Origin of the sequence: Lacticaseibacillus kribbianus (assembly GCF_020180945.1) — a bacterium.
Classification (GTDB): domain Bacteria; phylum Bacillota; class Bacilli; order Lactobacillales; family Lactobacillaceae; genus Lacticaseibacillus; species Lacticaseibacillus kribbianus.
In genome coordinates, this window is record NZ_JAIPUL010000001.1 from 802686 (window position 1) to 817692 (window position 15007).

Genomic DNA, 15007 nt, shown 5'->3' on the forward strand with positions numbered 1-15007 from the left:
TTGCGCTTGAGGGCTCGGTGATGGATCGCCAATCCCACTTGCACAACTGAAAGGGCTTCCGGTATAGTGGAGAGGCACGGAGTCGCTGCACAACGGAGGAGGAAGCCCATGCGAATTGCCCTGATTGCCCACGACCAGAAGAAGCCCGAGATGCGTCAGCTGGTCACTGCCTACCGCCACATTCTGGCCGGCCACCGGCTCTACGGCACCGGCCACACCGGTCAGCTGGTTGCGGAGGCCACCGGCCTTGATGTGACCTGTTTTCACTCCGGCCCGCTGGGTGGTGACCAGCAGATCGGGGCGCTGATTGCCCAAAACGCGCTGGACCTCGTGATTTTTCTGCGCGATCCGCTGACCGCGCAGCCGCACGAGCCGGATGTCAACGCCCTGATTCGGCTGGCGGATGTCTACGCGGTGCCTTTGGCGACCAACCTTGGGGCGGCCGAGGTGCTGCTGCGCGGCCTGGACGCGGGATTCGTGAACTTCCGCAAGCTCGTGGAAGGGGACACCAGCCGCCACGAGCCCTACTGATACCCGGCACCAGTGCGTCGACGCCACGCCTTTGCGCGGCGTTTTTTCGTGCGGCTGTGAGATTGAGAGTTGTCGCGGGCTCTGCTACAATCGAGCTCAGAGACGGGGGATTGCGATGAGAAGAATTGGCTTGCTGCTGATGGCGGCGGGGCTAGCGCTTGGCGCTGCTGCCTGTGCGCCGAAAACCGAGCAGGCGCCTGCTGCCAAGACGGCGTCAAGCGCCAGCCAACCGCGCTGGACCGCGGCCAAGGCCGCGCAGCTGAAGCGTTACGTGACGGCCTGGGGCAACCAGCAAGGCTTCGTGTACCACCAGTACACAAAAAAGCGCAACGGCACCTACTACAGCGACGCCGCGGATGTGCCCAACGCGATGCTCGACGACAATCTGGTCGCGCTGAACAAGCCGACCAACACCATCGCCGTCGCTTGGGCGACATCGGACCGGGCCACGGCGGACTACGCGCTGGTGGCCGCGTACTGCAACGACAGCAACGCGGTGCTGGGGCAAAGCCAACTGCTACTGTTTACGCTGCACGACGGCAAGCCGCAGGTGCTGGCGACGAAGCAGGAGCGCAGCAACGACGCGGGCACCACGGTGTTCACCGTCGCCAAGGACGCTGGACTGACTGACTCCTTTGCCACCATCTGGCGCACCGGGCGCACTGCGGTTCCGAATGCCGCGGTGGCCCCAGTCAAGGACATCCACGCCGCCACCGCGATTCTCCAGCGGGCGAGCGTGCAGTTCGCCCCGACCAAGACGCCGATTCAGTGGAACACCGAGCGCATCGTCGACACGGTAGGCGGGCCGTACCGCCTGAACACCACCCAAAAGGACGGCAGCCTGACCGTGGCGTGCCTGGACGGGCTCCACGACGTGCTGATCTACCGGCTGATGCCGCAAGCCGATGGACGGGTGCGCATCCAGGCGAAGTTCGCGAAGGTCAATGATACGCGATCATGGGCCCAGCTCACCGGCTACACGCTGGCACTTGAGCGCTAAAAAAGATGAGAAAAGGGTTGACGTTCGGTGAGAACCGGACTATATTCAGGTCATTCAAACATTTCGTCCTAAACCGTTGAAGTGGAGATCAAGACTGTTGTGCACGTCAAGAGAGCGACCGGAGCTGAGAGTGTCGCCGAACGCAGGCAGTTAAATGGACCACTGAGGGTCAGCCCAAAAGCCGCTTGCGGCGAGTCAGGCTGGACGTCGGGCATACGTCAGTTGCCGGGAGGGTGTTAGCCCTTCGCTAAGGGGGAGCGTGCAAGCTTTTTGCACGCGCCAATTAAGGTGGTACCGCGGAGAATTCCGTCCTTAATCAGTCGTGGAGACTGGTTTGGGGCGGAATTTTTGTTTATCTCGACAAGGAAGCGGTGACAAGCATGGTGATGAGACGATGGCGGCGCCGGCCACAGCAGACCGACACAATGGATGCGGTGCGAAGGCACCAAGGAGACGAACATGATCAAAGAAGCCATTACCACGTTACTGAACCACACTGACCTGACCTACGAACAGACGCGCGCGACCCACGACGAGCTGATGGACGGCACCGTCGATCCGCAGCTGATTGCCAGCTACCTGACGGCGCTTGCGGCCAACGGCAGCACGCCGCAGGAAATCGCCGGCGCCGCGGCGGCGATGCGCGACCACGCGCTGGCTTTCGCCCCGGCCACGCCGGTGCTCGAGGTGGTCGGCACCGGCGGCGACCACGCCAACACCTTCAACATCTCGACCACCAGCATGTTTGTCATCGCGGCGGCCGGGGTGCCAATCGCCAAGCATGGCAACCGCGCGGCCAGCTCGCGCAGCGGCGCCGCGGATGTGCTCGAGGCCTTGGGCTTTGACATCAACGCCGACCCGGCTTTTAGCGCCCGGCTGCTGGCGGACACCAACCTGTGCTTCCTGTTCGCGCAGAAGTACCACGCGGCCATGCGCTTCGTCGGGCCCACGCGCAAGGCGCTGGGCTTCCCAACGATTTTCAACCTGATCGGGCCGCTCAGCAACCCGGCCAAGCCGGCCTACATGCTGCTCGGGGTGTACCGCGAGGATCTGCTGGACCCGATGGCGGAGGCCCTGGTGAAGCTGGGCGTCACCTCCGGCGCGGTGGTGCACGGCACCGACGGCCTGGACGAGGTGACCGTCACGGGTAAAACGCAGGTGCGCTACATTCGAGGTGGGGTGATCACCGAAGGCACGCTCGACCCGCGCGACTACGGCCTGGCGCTGGCCGCACCGGCCGCTTTGGTCGGCGGGAGCCCTGAGGAGAACGCGACCATCACGCGCGCCGTTTTGGCCAACCGGGCGACTTCGGCCCAGCGCGACGCGGTAGTGCTGAACGCCGGCCTCGCCCTGTACCTGGCCCACCGCACCGCCACCGTGGCGGCCGGGGTGGCGCTTGCGCAGCGGACGCTTGAAAGCGGCGCGGCGCAGGCCCGCCTCGAATCTGCGCTTGCGGCCTTTGACGGGCGGGTGAGCGCATGATTCTGGATGAGCTTGTCGCCGCCACGCGCCGACGCCTGGTACAGCACCAGGCGGCCTGCGCCCCAAGCGTGATGGCCGCCCGCGCCCAGGCCCTGGCCGAGCCGGTGCGTCCCGGATTCATCGAGGCGCTCGGCGACCACTTTGGCCTGATTGCGGAGGTCAAGCAGGCCTCGCCGTCCAAGGGCGTGATCGCCGCCAGCTTTGACCCGATTGCCATCGCGACGGACTACGCCGCGGCCGGGGTCGACGCGATCAGCTGCCTGACCGAGCCCGACTTTTTCCACGGGTCGCTCGACATCCTGCGCGCGGTGACGCGGCAGGTGGCGACGCCGGTGCTGCGCAAGGACTTCGTGATCGACGCCTACATGATCGACGAGGCCAAGGTCGCCGGGGCGCGCATGGTGCTCCTGATTGTCGCCATTCTGAGCGATGCCCAGCTGGCGGCGTACTACCAGCACGCCACCGCGCTGGGTCTGCATGTGCTCGTCGAGTGCCATTCGGCGGCGGAAATCCGGCGCGCGCTTGCGCTGCACCCGCGGCTGATCGGCATCAACAATCGCGACCTGACGACGTTTCAGGTCAGCCTCGCCACCTGCATCCGTCTGCGTCCAGAGGTGCCGGCCGGCGTCCGCGTGATTGCCGAAAGCGGCATCACGACCGCCGCGGAGCTTGGGCGCCTGCGCCGAGCCGGGCTCGACGGGGCGCTGATCGGCGAGGCGCTGATGCGGGCGGCGGATCGGCCCGCGACCATCGCCGCGTTCCGGGAGGCCACCCGGTGACGGCGGTGAAGGTCTGCGGGCTGATGACCGCGGCCGACGTCGCGCTGATCAACCACGTGCGCCCGGATTACGCCGGCTTCGTGCTGGCGCCGGGTCGCCACCATGTCAGCGTGACGCAGTGCCGCGCACTCGCATCCGCGCTGGCTCCGGGCATCGTCCCGGTGGCGGTGCTGCTGGAGCCGGACCAGGCGATGCTGGCCGCGCTTTGTGACGTGGTGACCACGGTGCAGCTGCACCGCACCGCTTGCGCCGCTGGCATCGCCGCCCTGCACGCAAAGGGGCTGACCGTGATGGCCCGCGTCACGCAGGCGAAGCCGCACACCACGGCGGATTTTGCCCTGGTGGACGCGGGGGACGGGTCAGGGCAAACCCTGGACTGGCGCCACTTGCCGGCCGTCGACCGGCCGCTGATGCTGGCCGGGGGCCTGGACGCCGATAACGTCGGGGCGGCGATCGCCATCGCGCACCCCGCGTTGGTGGATGCCTCCAGTCGACTGGAAACGGCGGGGCACAAGGACCCGGAGAAGGTCGCCGCGTTCGTGGCGGCTGCAAGGATATAATGAAAGGATGCAACACATGACAGAGACAATTGCGAATCGTTTCGGCGACTTCGGCGGGCAGTACGTGCCGGAGACGCTGATGGCAGAGCTCGACCGGCTGACCGGCGCCTTCAAGGACGCGCTCGCCGATCCCGAATTTGAGGCCGAGTTCCACCGGCTTCTCAATGAGTACGCCAACCGGCCGTCGTTGCTTTATTACGCCAAGCGCATGACCGAGACGCTCGGCGGTGCCAAGATCTACCTGAAGCGCGAGGACCTGAACCACACCGGCGCGCACAAGATCAACAACGTGATCGGCCAGGTGCTCCTGGCGCGGCGGCTGGGCAAAACGCGGCTGATCGCCGAAACCGGCGCCGGCCAGCACGGCGTCGCCACGGCCACTATCGCCGCGCTGTTCGGGATGGAGTGCGAGGTCTTCATGGGCAAGGAGGATACCGAGCGCCAGCAGCTCAACGTCTACCGGATGCGGCTGCTTGGGGCCAAGGTGACCGCGGTCACCTCCGGCCAGGGCCTGCTGAAGGACGCAGTCAATGCGGCGCTGCAGGACTGGGCCGCACACCCGAACGACACCTTCTACGTGATCGGCTCCGCGATGGGCCCGGCCCCGTACCCCGCGATGGTCCACGAGTTTCAGTCCGTGATCTCCAAGGAGTCCAAGGTCCAGTACCAGACCGTCGCCGGTCGGCTGCCGGACGCCGTGGTTGCCTGCGTCGGCGGCGGCTCCAACGCCATCGGCAGCTTTGCGGCCTACCTGGACGACCCATCCGTCGCCCTTTACGGGGTCGAGGCCGCCGGTGAAGGCGTGGCCAGCGGCAAAACCGCCGCGACGCTTGAGCTCGGCACGCCTGGGATTTTCCACGGCATGAAGTCCATCTTCCTGCAGAACACCGAGGGTCAGATCGCCAAGGTCTACTCCATCTCGGCCGGGCTGGATTACCCGGGCATCGGCCCGGAGCACGCCGCGCTTCAGGCGGCGGGCCGCGCCAAGTACGTCGGCATCACCGACGAAGAGGCGGTTGCCGCTTTTGAGTTCATCGCCAAGCAGGAGGGCATCATCGCCGCCATCGAGAGCTGCCACGCCGTCGCCTACGTCCAAAAACTCGCCCCAACGATGCGGCCGGACCAAAGCATCATCTGCACGCTGTCGGGACGCGGCGACAAGGACGTCGCGTCCATTGCCAAGTACCGGGGGGAAGAGATTCATGACTAACTTACGAGACGTGTTCAAGAACCACAAGGCCTTCATTCCGTTCGTCACCGCGGGCGACCCGAGCGCGGCGGCCACGGTGGCCAACGTCGTGGCGCTGGCTGAGGCCGGTGCCGACATCGTCGAGCTCGGGGTGCCGTTTTCGGACCCCATCGCCGACGGGCCGGTGATCCAGGCCGCGGGACTGCGGGCCTTTGCCGGCGGCATCACCGTCAACGGCGTGTTTGACATCGTGGCCGAGATTCGCAAGCAGACCCAGGTGCCACTGGTGTTTCTGACCTACGCCAACATTCCGTTCAAGTACGGCTACGACGCGTTTTGCGCCTGGTGCGCGGCGCTTGGCGTCTCGGGCCTTGTGATTCCAGACCTGCCGGCGGAGGAGGCGCCAGAAATCCTGCCGTTCACCGCCAAGCACGGCCTCGACCTGATTCCGCTGGTCAGCCCGACCTCGGGGCCGCGGCTGGCCAAGCTGGTGGCGACGGCGACCGGGTTCGTCTACATCGTCTCCGCCCTCGGCGTGACCGGCACGCGGACCAGCTTCGCCCAGAACCTGGCCGACCTGATCGGCCAGTTGCGGACCGTCACCGATGCGCCGCTTTGCGTCGGGTTCGGGATTCACACGCCGGAGCAGGCGCAGGCGATGGCGCAAGTCGCCGACGGGGTGATCGTCGGTTCCGCCATCGTCGAACAGGCAGCGGCGGCTGGGAAGGATGCGCCGCAGGTCATCGGGGCGTACACCCGCGAGATGGTGGCGGCAATCCGCGCCGCAGCCAAATAGTATCGATAGAAAGCCGCGGCATTGCCAAGGCTTTTTACTTGTCAAAAAAACCGGCGCAACGTTTACAATCTTTCGGTTTTCGTGTAGACTTGTCAGGTATGCAATACGAATTGCGAAAACTTATGTCGGAGGTACAGCATGGCTGCAAAATGGGAAAAGAAAGGCACCGTCACCGGTGTTTTGACCTTTGAAATCGAACAAGACCAAATTAAAGAAGGATTGGATAAGGCGTTCACCCGCGTCAAGAAGAACCTGAACGTGCCGGGCTTCCGCAAGGGTCACGTGTCTCGCACCGTGTTCAACCGCATGTACGGCGAATCCGCACTTTACGAAGATGCGCTGAACATCCTGCTTCCGGACAGCTACGAGGCTGCCATTGAAGAAGCCGGGATTGACCCAGTCGACCAGCCGAAGATTGACATCGAATCCATGGACGAGGGCAAGCCTTGGGTGATCACCGCTGAAGTGACCGTCAAGCCTGACGTGACGCTCGGCGACTACAAGGGTGTCACGGTCGACAAGCAGGACCGCGACGTCACCGACGAGGAAGTGGCCAAGGAACTGGACAACAAGCGCCAGGGCCAGGCTGAACTTGTTCTCAAGGAAGACGCGGCCGCTGAAAAGGGCGACACCGTGACCATCGATTACGTCGGCACCGTCGACGGCACCGAGTTCGATGGCGGCTCCGCCAAGAACTACGCGCTTGAACTGGGCTCCAACTCCTTCATCCCGGGCTTTGAAGACCAGCTGATCGGGCACAAGGCCGGCGAGGAAGTCATCGTCAAGGTCACCTTCCCTGAGGATTACCAGGCCAAGGACCTTGCCGGCAAGGAAGCCGAGTTCAAGACCACGATTCACGAAGTCAAGAGCAAGGAACTGCCAGAACTCGACGATGATTTTGCCAAGGATCTGGACGAAGACGTCGACACGCTTGAGGAACTCAAGCTGAAGATCAAGTCCGACCTGCAGCAAAAGAAGGTCGAAGCCGCCGAAGATGCCGTGCAGGAGCAGGCCATCGCCAAGGCCGTTGCCAACGCGACGATCGAGGAAGTGCCGCAAGCCATGCTCGACTCCGAGACCCAGAACCAGTACGACCAGTACATGGGCAACATGCAGCAGCAGGGCATCGACCCGAAGATGTACTTCCAGCTGACCGGGACCTCCGAGGACGATCTGAAAAAGCAGTTCGCGGCCAACGCCGAGACCCGCGTGAAGACCAACCTCGTGCTCGAGGCCATCGTGGCCGAAGAGAAGCTTGACGCCAGCGAAGACGAAGTCAACGCTGAGATCAAGGACCTGGCCGAGGAATACAACATGGACGAAAAGGCCGTACGCCGCGCCCTGTCCGATGACATGCTGAAGCACGACATCGGCGTCAAGAAGGCCATCAAGATCATCACCGATGCCGCTAAGGAAGTCGAAGCGCCTAAGGAAGATGACGCACCAAAGGAAGACTAATCAGTCTTTGGCCCCTGCAATTGCAGGGGTTTTTTGATGCCGTCAAACACGGGCCGCCGCCACTGACAGGGGCGGCCTGCACGACGCCACGCAAAGACGGTCCCGTCCCGGGCTGACGCAGGGGGCGGGGCCGTCCGTGTTTTCTGTCGGCAGTGCGGGCTTAACGCGATGCCTCCCTGGCGGGGATTGGCACCAATACCGCCCGGCGGCGGGTGACGCTGCGGGCAACTAGGGTGGCGGCGACCACCATGCCTAGGGCACTCAGCCCGGTTAACAACTGAATTGACATCTGACTCATCCTTTCCTAGTACGCGATCAGTATGGCGCCAAGCGGTGTGCGGACCGTGGTGATTTTGGTAAGGTTTCGTGAAGCCGCAAAGGCGCGGCGGCCCCCCGCGCTTGGGTATACTGAAGGTAAACCCCACAAGGAGTGAGACCCATGTGCACAGGAATGACCTACCAAGACGACGCCGGTCGCTGGTACTTGGCGCGCACGATGGATTTTGACGTGGCGCTGGACGCCGCGCCCGTGATTGTGCCCAGACACCACCGCTTCACCGCCGCGGCCGCGCCCGAAGGCTTCGCCGGCCCCCACGGCTTCGTCGGTGCCGGCAGGCTGATCGACGGGCTGGTGATGCTCGACGGCGTCAATTCGGCCGGCCTTGCCGCGACAGCGCAGTACTTGACGGAATCCAAGGCCACGGTGTCCCCGGTGCCCGGCAAGCGCAACTTGGCGGCCTACGAGGTGATTGCCTACCTGCTGGGCCACTGCGCAAGCGCCGCGGAGGTGAAGGCCAGCCTCGCCGGCCTCAACGTGGTGCGCGTGACCAACGCGCTTTTGGGGCACCCGGTGCCGCTGCACTGGCTGGTGGCGGACCGAACGGGGGCGTGTGGCGTGATTGAGCAGACCGAAGCCGGGCTGACCTACTACGACAACCCGGTCGGCGTGATGACCAACAGCCCGCAGTTTCCCTGGCACCTGCAGAATCTGGGCAATTACCCACACCTGACCAACCGCGTGGCACCGTCGCGCGAGTACGGCACCCTGACTGCGAGCGGCGCGGGGGCCGCGGGAACCGGTGCGGTGGGGCTGCCGGGGGATTACACCTCGGTGTCGCGCTTCGTCCGCGCGGCCTTCGTGCGCCAGCACCTAGCGCCCGCCACGGACGCGATTGTGGCGCTCGGCCACGCGCTGGCCCCGTTCGATCAGGCGGCGGACGTCAAGTTGATGGCGGACGGACGCCCCGAGGTCACCCAGTACCGCGCGTACCTGGACCTTGCGGCTTCCACCTACTACTTTCAGGCCTACGCCGCCACCCGCCTGACGCGGGTGCGGCTGACCGAATCGGCGCTTGCGGCCGGCGCACCGACCTTCGTCGCGGTCGACGAACACCCGGTGGTTGTGGCGGTTAACTGATTGGCCCGACCGGATGGTGCGGCAGCGCTGCGACTCGTTCCCGGGGCTTGCAGACAGCGGTGCTGTATGCTAGTCTGGATGAAGTCAATTAACGCGCCGCAATGGGCGCGTGCCTAAACGAAGGGGTGCTGAAACATGTTTGACAACGTTGAGACCACCGGCCCTGTGACCTGCTCGTTTTGTGGCAAGTCCCAAGACCAGGTGAAAAAGATCGTTGCTGGCCCTGGTGTATATATTTGTAATGAATGTATCGACCTGTGCAAAGAGATCATCGATGAGGAATTCAAGGAAGACGCCGTTCAGGGCCAGCTCGAGGTGCCGAAGCCGGCCGAGATTCTGAAGATCCTGAACGACTATGTCATCGGCCAAGACGCCGCCAAGCGCGCCCTGGCGGTGGCGGTGTACAACCACTACAAGCGCGTCAACCAGATGGAAGTGGCCGAGGAAGGCGACACGGAGCTGCAAAAGTCCAACATCGCGCTGATCGGCCCAACCGGCTCCGGGAAGACCTTTCTGGCGCAGAGCCTGGCGCGCATCCTGAACGTGCCGTTCGCCATCGCCGATGCCACCACGCTGACCGAGGCGGGCTACGTCGGCGAAGACGTCGAAAACATCCTGCTGAAGCTGCTGCAAAACGCCGACTACGACGTGGAGCGCGCCGAAAAGGGCATCATCTACATCGACGAAATCGATAAGATTGCCAAGAAGTCCGAGAACGTCTCCATCACCCGCGACGTGTCGGGCGAAGGCGTCCAACAGGCGCTCTTGAAGATCCTCGAAGGCACCATCGCCAACGTGCCACCGCAGGGCGGGCGCAAGCACCCGCAGCAGGAGTTCATCCAGATCGACACGACGAACATCCTGTTCATCGTCGGCGGGGCCTTCGACGGCATTGAGCAGATCGTCAAGAACCGCATGGGCGAAAAGACCATTGGCTTCGGCGCCAACTCCGACGAGGCCAAGGGCTACGACGAAAGCAAGTCCGTGATGCAGCAGATTGTGCCGGAGGACCTGATGAAGTTTGGGATCATCCCGGAGTTCATCGGCCGCATCCCGATCATCGCCGCGCTGGAGAAGCTGACCGAAGACGACCTGGTGCGGATTCTGACCGAGCCTAAGAACGCCCTGGTCAAGCAGTACCAGAAGCTGTTGAGCCTGGACGACACCGCGCTTGAGTTCACGCCGGCCGCGCTGCATGCCATCGCGCACAAGGCCATCGAGCGCGACACTGGGGCCCGCGGTCTGCGCTCCATCATCGAGGCGGTCATGCAGGATCTGATGTTCGACCTGCCGAGCCGTCCGGAGGTCAAGAAGGCCGTGGTCACCAAGGCCGCCGTCGACGGCACCGCCGCACCGGAGATGAAGCTCGAGAACGGGCGCAAGGCTTCCTAAGGCCTACGCGCCTGAACCAACCGCACACAGACGTTTTTTAGAACGTGAAAAAGCCGCAGCTGCGGCTTTTTTCGTGTCCACGCACGGCCTCTAGCAGCCGACCGTGGTTTTTGCCCTAACCGCAGGCGCCGGTTGTATGCTACACTAGACTGCAGTTAAGGAGGGATCTCCCCGTGAAAGTGAACCAAGTCGAACTGACGATCAGCGCCGCAAGCAAGGTCCAGTACCCGGACACCGGCTACCCCGAGATCACGTTCGTCGGCCGCAGCAATGTCGGCAAGTCGAGCCTGATCAACCGGCTGATCGATCGCAAGGCCATGGCCCGCACCTCGAGCGTGCCGGGCAAGACGCAGACGCTGAACTTCTACAACATCGAATCCAAGCTGTACTTCGTGGACGTGCCGGGGTACGGCTACGCGAAGGTCTCCAAGTCCGCGCGCGCCAAGTTCGCCGCGATGATCGAGGAGTACCTCACCACACGCCAGCCGCTGCGCGGTGCGGTGCTTCTGGTCGACGCGCGACACGCGCCGAGCGAGGACGACGTCAGCATGTACCAGTACCTGAAGTACTTCAACCAGCCGGTGCTCGTGGTCGGAACCAAGGTGGACAAAACCAGCCGCGCCCGCCGCGCCCAGACGATTCGCCAGATTGCAACCACGCTGGATCTGAACCAGACCGACCAGCTCGTGCTTTTCTCCGCGGAAACCGGTGAGGGCAAGGATCAGGTGTGGGCGTGGCTTGAACAGACCGCGGGCATCCCCGCGGCGGACTGATGGAGGCAAGACTGTGGAACTGAACGATTATCAAACCCAGGCCAACAAGACGCTGGCCGGCAACGAGCACGTGCTGACGAACCTGACGCTGGGCCTGGCGTCCGACGGTGGCAAGGTGGTGGACCTGGTCAAGAAGTACACCTTCCAGGGTTACGACCTCGACCGCGCCGAGCTGAAGGCCGACCTCGGCGACGTGCTGTGGTACCTGTCGCAGATTGCGTTGTGGGCGGACATTCCCTTCGACGAGGTGGCAAGCGCCAACCTGGAGACGCTTGCGGCGAAGTACCCAAAGACCAAGAAGTAAGCAAAAGGCCGCGACTCAGTCGCGGCCTTTTGCTTACTTCTTGGGTTCCTTCTTGGCGGTCTGCTCCTGCTTCTTAGGATCTGGACCCGCCTTTTTCTCCTCGGCCGGGACGGTGGCGAACTTGTCGAACATCTCGCCCCAGTCGGTTTTCGTATTCACCTTTAATGCCATAGTTGCCACTCCTTTTCCGCTTTCCCTCGCATTATAGCATGCCGCCTTGGCGCATACCAGCCGCGACTACGGGAAAAAGTTTGCATATTACTTGCATAAAAATAAATACCGGTGTATTATCTAACCAAGATGAACAACGCGGCTGCCTGTACAGGGCGGCGCCCGCGCGAAAGGAAGCTAAACATGAGCAAGCCACTGATTCAAATCAACCACCTGGTCAAGAAGTTCGGCGACAACGTGGTCCTGAACGACATTTCCGAGACCATCAACCGCGGCGACGTGATCGTCGTCATCGGGGCCTCCGGTGGCGGGAAGTCGACCTTCCTGCGCAGCCTGAACCTGCTGAACCAGCCGACGTCGGGCGAGATCAGCTTCGAGGGCACCAACCTGGTCGGCCTGTCCGAAAAGCAGCTGGACGCCGTGCGCGAGAAGATGGGCATGGTGTTCCAGCAGTTCAACCTGTTCCCGAACATGACGGTGCTGGAAAACATCAAGCTCGCGCCAATGAAGGTCAAAAGCGCAAGCGACGCCGATGCGACCGCCAAGGCGACGGCGCTGCTCGATCAGGTCGGGCTGGCGGATAAGGCTTCGGCATACCCGGCCAGCCTGTCGGGCGGGCAGATGCAGCGCGTGGCCATCGCGCGCGCCCTGGCGATGGAGCCGGACGTGATGCTGTTTGACGAGCCGACCTCCGCGCTTGACCCCGAGATGGTTGGCGAGGTGCTCAAGGTCATGCAGGACCTAGCGAAGTCGGGGATGACCATGGTCGTGGTCACCCACGAGATGGGCTTTGCCCGCGAGGTGGCCGATCAGGTCTGGTTCATGGACCAGGGCGTGATCGCCGAAAAGGGCACCCCAGAACAGATCTTCAGCGCGCCTAAGGAGGCGCGCACCCAGGACTTCCTCAGCAAGGTCTTGGCCCAGTAACGCCAAACACGGTCACCCAAATTGGGTGGCCGTGTTTTTGTGGTGGGCTGTGTTGCCGGTGCGTGTGAGCAGACTATCAAGCGTGCGACGTGGCAACCCGGTCCGCTGAGTCAGGCCCGTTCAGCGTTGAAAACTAAAAAAAGCCGCAGCTGCGGCTTTTTTGCCCGCGGTGTGGGGGCACCGTGAGCGACGACGAAATTTTTGGGGTGTAAGCAAATGGTTTGTTTACATTGATTAATATAACACGGCACGGGGCGCGGAAACGTCAATATTTGTAAAGATGGGTTGCAAAATAACGATTGACGCGGCCAGCGTCAGCCATGATTGTAGCGCCGCTTCAGCTCGGCATTGATGGCCTGGAAAACCGAAGGCGCCACCTTGAGCTGCGCGCGGTCGTAGGTCCACAGGCCGTTGCACTCGTCTTCGACGTCTGAAACCTGGGTGTAGATGGCCACGGCCAGCCCGGAGTCGAGGTTGGCCAGAACCTTGGTGCGGTACAGCGCCTGAAGGGCCTTGGTCAGGCCGGCGGCGTCCTTGAACTGCTTGTAGCCGTACGGCGCGGTCGTGGCCGTGTGGTCGGCGACGGCGAGGGTGTAGCCGCCGAACTCGGTGAGCGCCTGAATGCGACCGTGGGCGTCCGGCTTGATGCGGTAAGGCTTGTAGTAGCGGTGCGTGCTCTTGAAGTCGCCGCCGCCCTGGTCGTACCAGCCTGAGGCGTGGTCCAACAGCCGGGTGCGGTCGAGCTTGCGCACGCGCGCGGCGGTGCGCAGCGCGTCGAACTGTCCCCAGCCCTCGTTGAACGGCACCCAGGTGCACAACCCCACCGCATTTTTGAGCAGGGCGACGGTGGCGTCGAGCTCGGCGAGGTAGCGGGTGCGGCTGCGGACGTCGCCGCGCCCGAGGCGTGCGTAATCGTGATCGTCCAAGCTCACACCGACGAAGGGCAGCTGGCGAATGATCAGGTCGCGGTAGGGGCCGCCGCCGGACACCATGTCTTGCCAGACCAGTAGTCCGAGGCGGTCGCAGTGGTAGTACCACCTGAGCGGCTCGATTTTGGCGTGCTTGCGCAGCATGTTGAAGCCCATGTCCTTGAGCGCGGTGAGCTCCGCCACGACCGCTTCGTCGCTGGGCGCGGTGTACAGTCCGTCGCTCCAGTAGCCCTGGTCAAGCACCCCGGTCTGGAAAACGGGTGCGCCGTTGAGCAAAAACGCGGCGTGGCCGTGGGCGTCCCGCCCACGGGTGAACGACCGCATTCCGAAGTAGCTGGTGACGCGATCGTCGCCGGCGGTCAGCTCCAGGTCGTAGAGGAACGGGTCGTCAGGCGACCAGGGCCGCGGGTCGGGCAGCGCCAGCGTCAGGTCGGCGCGGTCCGTTGTGGCCGACGCCACCACCGTGCCTTCGGCCAGCACGCGCACGGTGAGCGCGGCGTGGCCCGGTCGGTTCAGCTTGACCGCCACCTTCACGCGGCGGTCCGCCAGCTGCGGGGTGATGGTCAGGTCGGTGATGTAGACGGCAGGCGTGACCTCAAGCCACACGGTTTGCCAGATGCCGCTTTGGGCCGTGTACCAGATGTGGCCGCGGTCCAGCTTCTGCTTGCCGTACGCCTCAAGGCCCTGATCCGAGCGGTCCTGCACCGCAACGATCAGCGTCACGGTTTCGCGGTCGATCGCAAGCTCCAGCGTGAACGGCCAGTAGCCACCCAGGTGTTCGCCGACAAGCTTGCGGTCGACGAAGACGCGGCAGAACTGGTCGACCGCCCCGAAGTGGAGCAGCACGTGCTGGCCCGGCGTGTGCCAGGGCAGGGTGATGGTGCGGCGGTACCACAGGGTCTCGCCGGGCTGCAGCTGCCGGTTGACGCCCGACAGGGGACTTTCGGGTGAGAACGGCACGATAATCTGGCCGGAAAACGCCTCGGGCTCCGCCGCCGTCTTCGTGATGGCGTAGTCCCAGGGTCCGTTCAGGCTCTGCCAGTTCGCCCGGCGCAGTTGTGGGCGGGGGTATTCTGGGAGCGGCGCGCTGCGGTCGAGCGCCGCTCCCCAGCTGGTGATTAATTGCTTCATTGGTTGCCTCCATGCGCCCGCGACACCGGGCGTTCCTTGCACGTCTATCGTAGCCCAACGAGCCGGCGAACACAATTTGGAACCGCTAACTGGTGCATTTCACGCGCAACGCCATCGTCGGTTAACCAACTAATGATCGTTTAACGACACGTGTCATCTTTGCTGTCC

At 63.7% G+C, this 15007-nt stretch carries 15 protein-coding genes; 13 read left to right on the plus strand and 2 right to left on the minus strand.

The genetic code is table 11. The features are described 5' to 3' along the window. Positions 1–108 precede the first annotated feature (108 nt). From mgsA to LE416_RS03880, 12 genes are all read left to right on the plus strand, one after another. On the plus strand, positions 109–531 hold the full coding sequence (gene mgsA / locus LE416_RS03825) for a methylglyoxal synthase (RefSeq protein WP_225047161.1): 423 nt from the start codon (positions 109–111) through the stop codon (positions 529–531). A 115-nt stretch (positions 532–646) separates the two neighbouring features. Continuing rightward, a complete protein-coding gene (locus LE416_RS03830) occupies positions 647–1531 on the plus strand; it encodes a DUF4767 domain-containing protein (protein ID WP_225047162.1) in 885 nt (294 codons plus the stop codon). A gap of 459 nt (positions 1532–1990) precedes the next feature. Then, entirely contained in the window at positions 1991–3013 is a 1023-nt protein-coding gene (gene trpD, locus LE416_RS03835; protein WP_225047163.1) for an anthranilate phosphoribosyltransferase, read from the plus strand. Then, positions 3010–3792, plus strand: a complete 783-nt coding sequence (gene trpC, locus LE416_RS03840; RefSeq protein WP_225047164.1) for an indole-3-glycerol phosphate synthase TrpC — start codon at positions 3010–3012, stop codon at positions 3790–3792. Before trpD ends, trpC begins: the two co-directional genes overlap by 4 nt. After that, the gene (locus LE416_RS03845) at positions 3789–4352 is read left to right on the plus strand and encodes a phosphoribosylanthranilate isomerase (protein ID WP_225047165.1); all 564 of its coding nucleotides are present in this window, start codon (positions 3789–3791) and stop codon (positions 4350–4352) included. Before trpC ends, LE416_RS03845 begins: the two co-directional genes overlap by 4 nt. A 7-nt stretch (positions 4353–4359) precedes the next feature. Further along, positions 4360–5562 (plus strand): tryptophan synthase subunit beta, encoded by a 1203-nt coding sequence (trpB, locus tag LE416_RS03850; RefSeq protein ID WP_225047166.1) that lies wholly within the window; start codon positions 4360–4362, stop codon positions 5560–5562. Continuing rightward, the gene (gene trpA / locus LE416_RS03855) at positions 5555–6337 is read left to right on the plus strand and encodes a tryptophan synthase subunit alpha (RefSeq protein WP_225047167.1); all 783 of its coding nucleotides are present in this window, start codon (positions 5555–5557) and stop codon (positions 6335–6337) included. Before trpB ends, trpA begins: the two co-directional genes overlap by 8 nt. Before the next feature lie 138 nt (positions 6338–6475). Beyond that, the gene (gene tig, locus LE416_RS03860) at positions 6476–7795 is read left to right on the plus strand and encodes a trigger factor (RefSeq protein WP_225047168.1); all 1320 of its coding nucleotides are present in this window, start codon (positions 6476–6478) and stop codon (positions 7793–7795) included. Between the two features lie 439 nt (positions 7796–8234). Continuing rightward, on the plus strand, positions 8235–9212 hold the full coding sequence (locus LE416_RS03865) for a linear amide C-N hydrolase (protein ID WP_225047169.1): 978 nt from the start codon (positions 8235–8237) through the stop codon (positions 9210–9212). Positions 9213–9347: 135 nt separating this feature from the next. Next, positions 9348–10604, plus strand: a complete 1257-nt coding sequence (clpX, locus tag LE416_RS03870) for an ATP-dependent Clp protease ATP-binding subunit ClpX (RefSeq protein ID WP_225047170.1) — start codon at positions 9348–9350, stop codon at positions 10602–10604. Positions 10605–10777: 173 nt separating this feature from the next. Then, positions 10778–11377 carry a ribosome biogenesis GTP-binding protein YihA/YsxC gene (gene yihA / locus LE416_RS03875; RefSeq protein WP_225047171.1) on the plus strand — a complete coding sequence of 200 codons (600 nt, stop codon included), beginning with the start codon at positions 10778–10780 and terminating at the stop codon, positions 11375–11377. A gap of 13 nt (positions 11378–11390) precedes the next feature. Next, complete coding sequence (locus tag LE416_RS03880) at positions 11391–11681, plus strand: nucleoside triphosphate pyrophosphohydrolase family protein (RefSeq protein WP_225047172.1); 291 nt, start codon at positions 11391–11393, stop codon at positions 11679–11681. 33 nt (positions 11682–11714) lie between these two features. Here LE416_RS03880 and LE416_RS03885 read toward each other — a convergent pair whose 3' ends face one another. Then, the gene (locus LE416_RS03885) at positions 11715–11852 is read right to left on the minus strand and encodes an SPJ_0845 family protein (RefSeq protein ID WP_225047173.1); all 138 of its coding nucleotides are present in this window, start codon (positions 11850–11852) and stop codon (positions 11715–11717) included. A gap of 183 nt (positions 11853–12035) precedes the next feature. Here LE416_RS03885 and LE416_RS03890 point away from each other — a divergent pair, with 183 nt between their 5' ends. Further along, positions 12036–12779 carry an amino acid ABC transporter ATP-binding protein gene (locus tag LE416_RS03890; protein ID WP_225047174.1) on the plus strand — a complete coding sequence of 248 codons (744 nt, stop codon included), beginning with the start codon at positions 12036–12038 and terminating at the stop codon, positions 12777–12779. A 314-nt stretch (positions 12780–13093) separates the two neighbouring features. On the opposite strand, the gene LE416_RS03895 is transcribed toward LE416_RS03890, so the two are convergent. After that, positions 13094–14839: a glycoside hydrolase family 2 protein gene (locus LE416_RS03895; protein ID WP_225047175.1), complete on the minus strand. Its 1746-nt coding sequence runs from the start codon at positions 14837–14839 to the stop codon at positions 13094–13096. Between the last annotated feature and the right edge of the window lie 168 nt (positions 14840–15007).

Coding starts and splice junctions, on each gene's coding strand:
- mgsA (WP_225047161.1), top strand. CDS start 109: ATGCGAATTGCCCTGATTGCCCACGACCAGAAGAAGCCCGAGATGCGT.
- LE416_RS03830 (WP_225047162.1), top strand. CDS start 647: ATGAGAAGAATTGGCTTGCTGCTGATGGCGGCGGGGCTAGCGCTTGGC.
- trpD (WP_225047163.1), top strand. CDS start 1,991: ATGATCAAAGAAGCCATTACCACGTTACTGAACCACACTGACCTGACC.
- trpC (WP_225047164.1), top strand. CDS start 3,010: ATGATTCTGGATGAGCTTGTCGCCGCCACGCGCCGACGCCTGGTACAG.
- trpB (WP_225047166.1), top strand. CDS start 4,360: ATGCAACACATGACAGAGACAATTGCGAATCGTTTCGGCGACTTCGGC.
- trpA (WP_225047167.1), top strand. CDS start 5,555: ATGACTAACTTACGAGACGTGTTCAAGAACCACAAGGCCTTCATTCCG.
- tig (WP_225047168.1), top strand. CDS start 6,476: ATGGCTGCAAAATGGGAAAAGAAAGGCACCGTCACCGGTGTTTTGACC.
- LE416_RS03865 (WP_225047169.1), top strand. CDS start 8,235: ATGTGCACAGGAATGACCTACCAAGACGACGCCGGTCGCTGGTACTTG.
- clpX (WP_225047170.1), top strand. CDS start 9,348: ATGTTTGACAACGTTGAGACCACCGGCCCTGTGACCTGCTCGTTTTGT.
- LE416_RS03885 (WP_225047173.1), bottom strand. CDS start 11,852: ATGGCATTAAAGGTGAATACGAAAACCGACTGGGGCGAGATGTTCGAC.
- LE416_RS03890 (WP_225047174.1), top strand. CDS start 12,036: ATGAGCAAGCCACTGATTCAAATCAACCACCTGGTCAAGAAGTTCGGC.
- LE416_RS03895 (WP_225047175.1), bottom strand. CDS start 14,839: ATGAAGCAATTAATCACCAGCTGGGGAGCGGCGCTCGACCGCAGCGCG.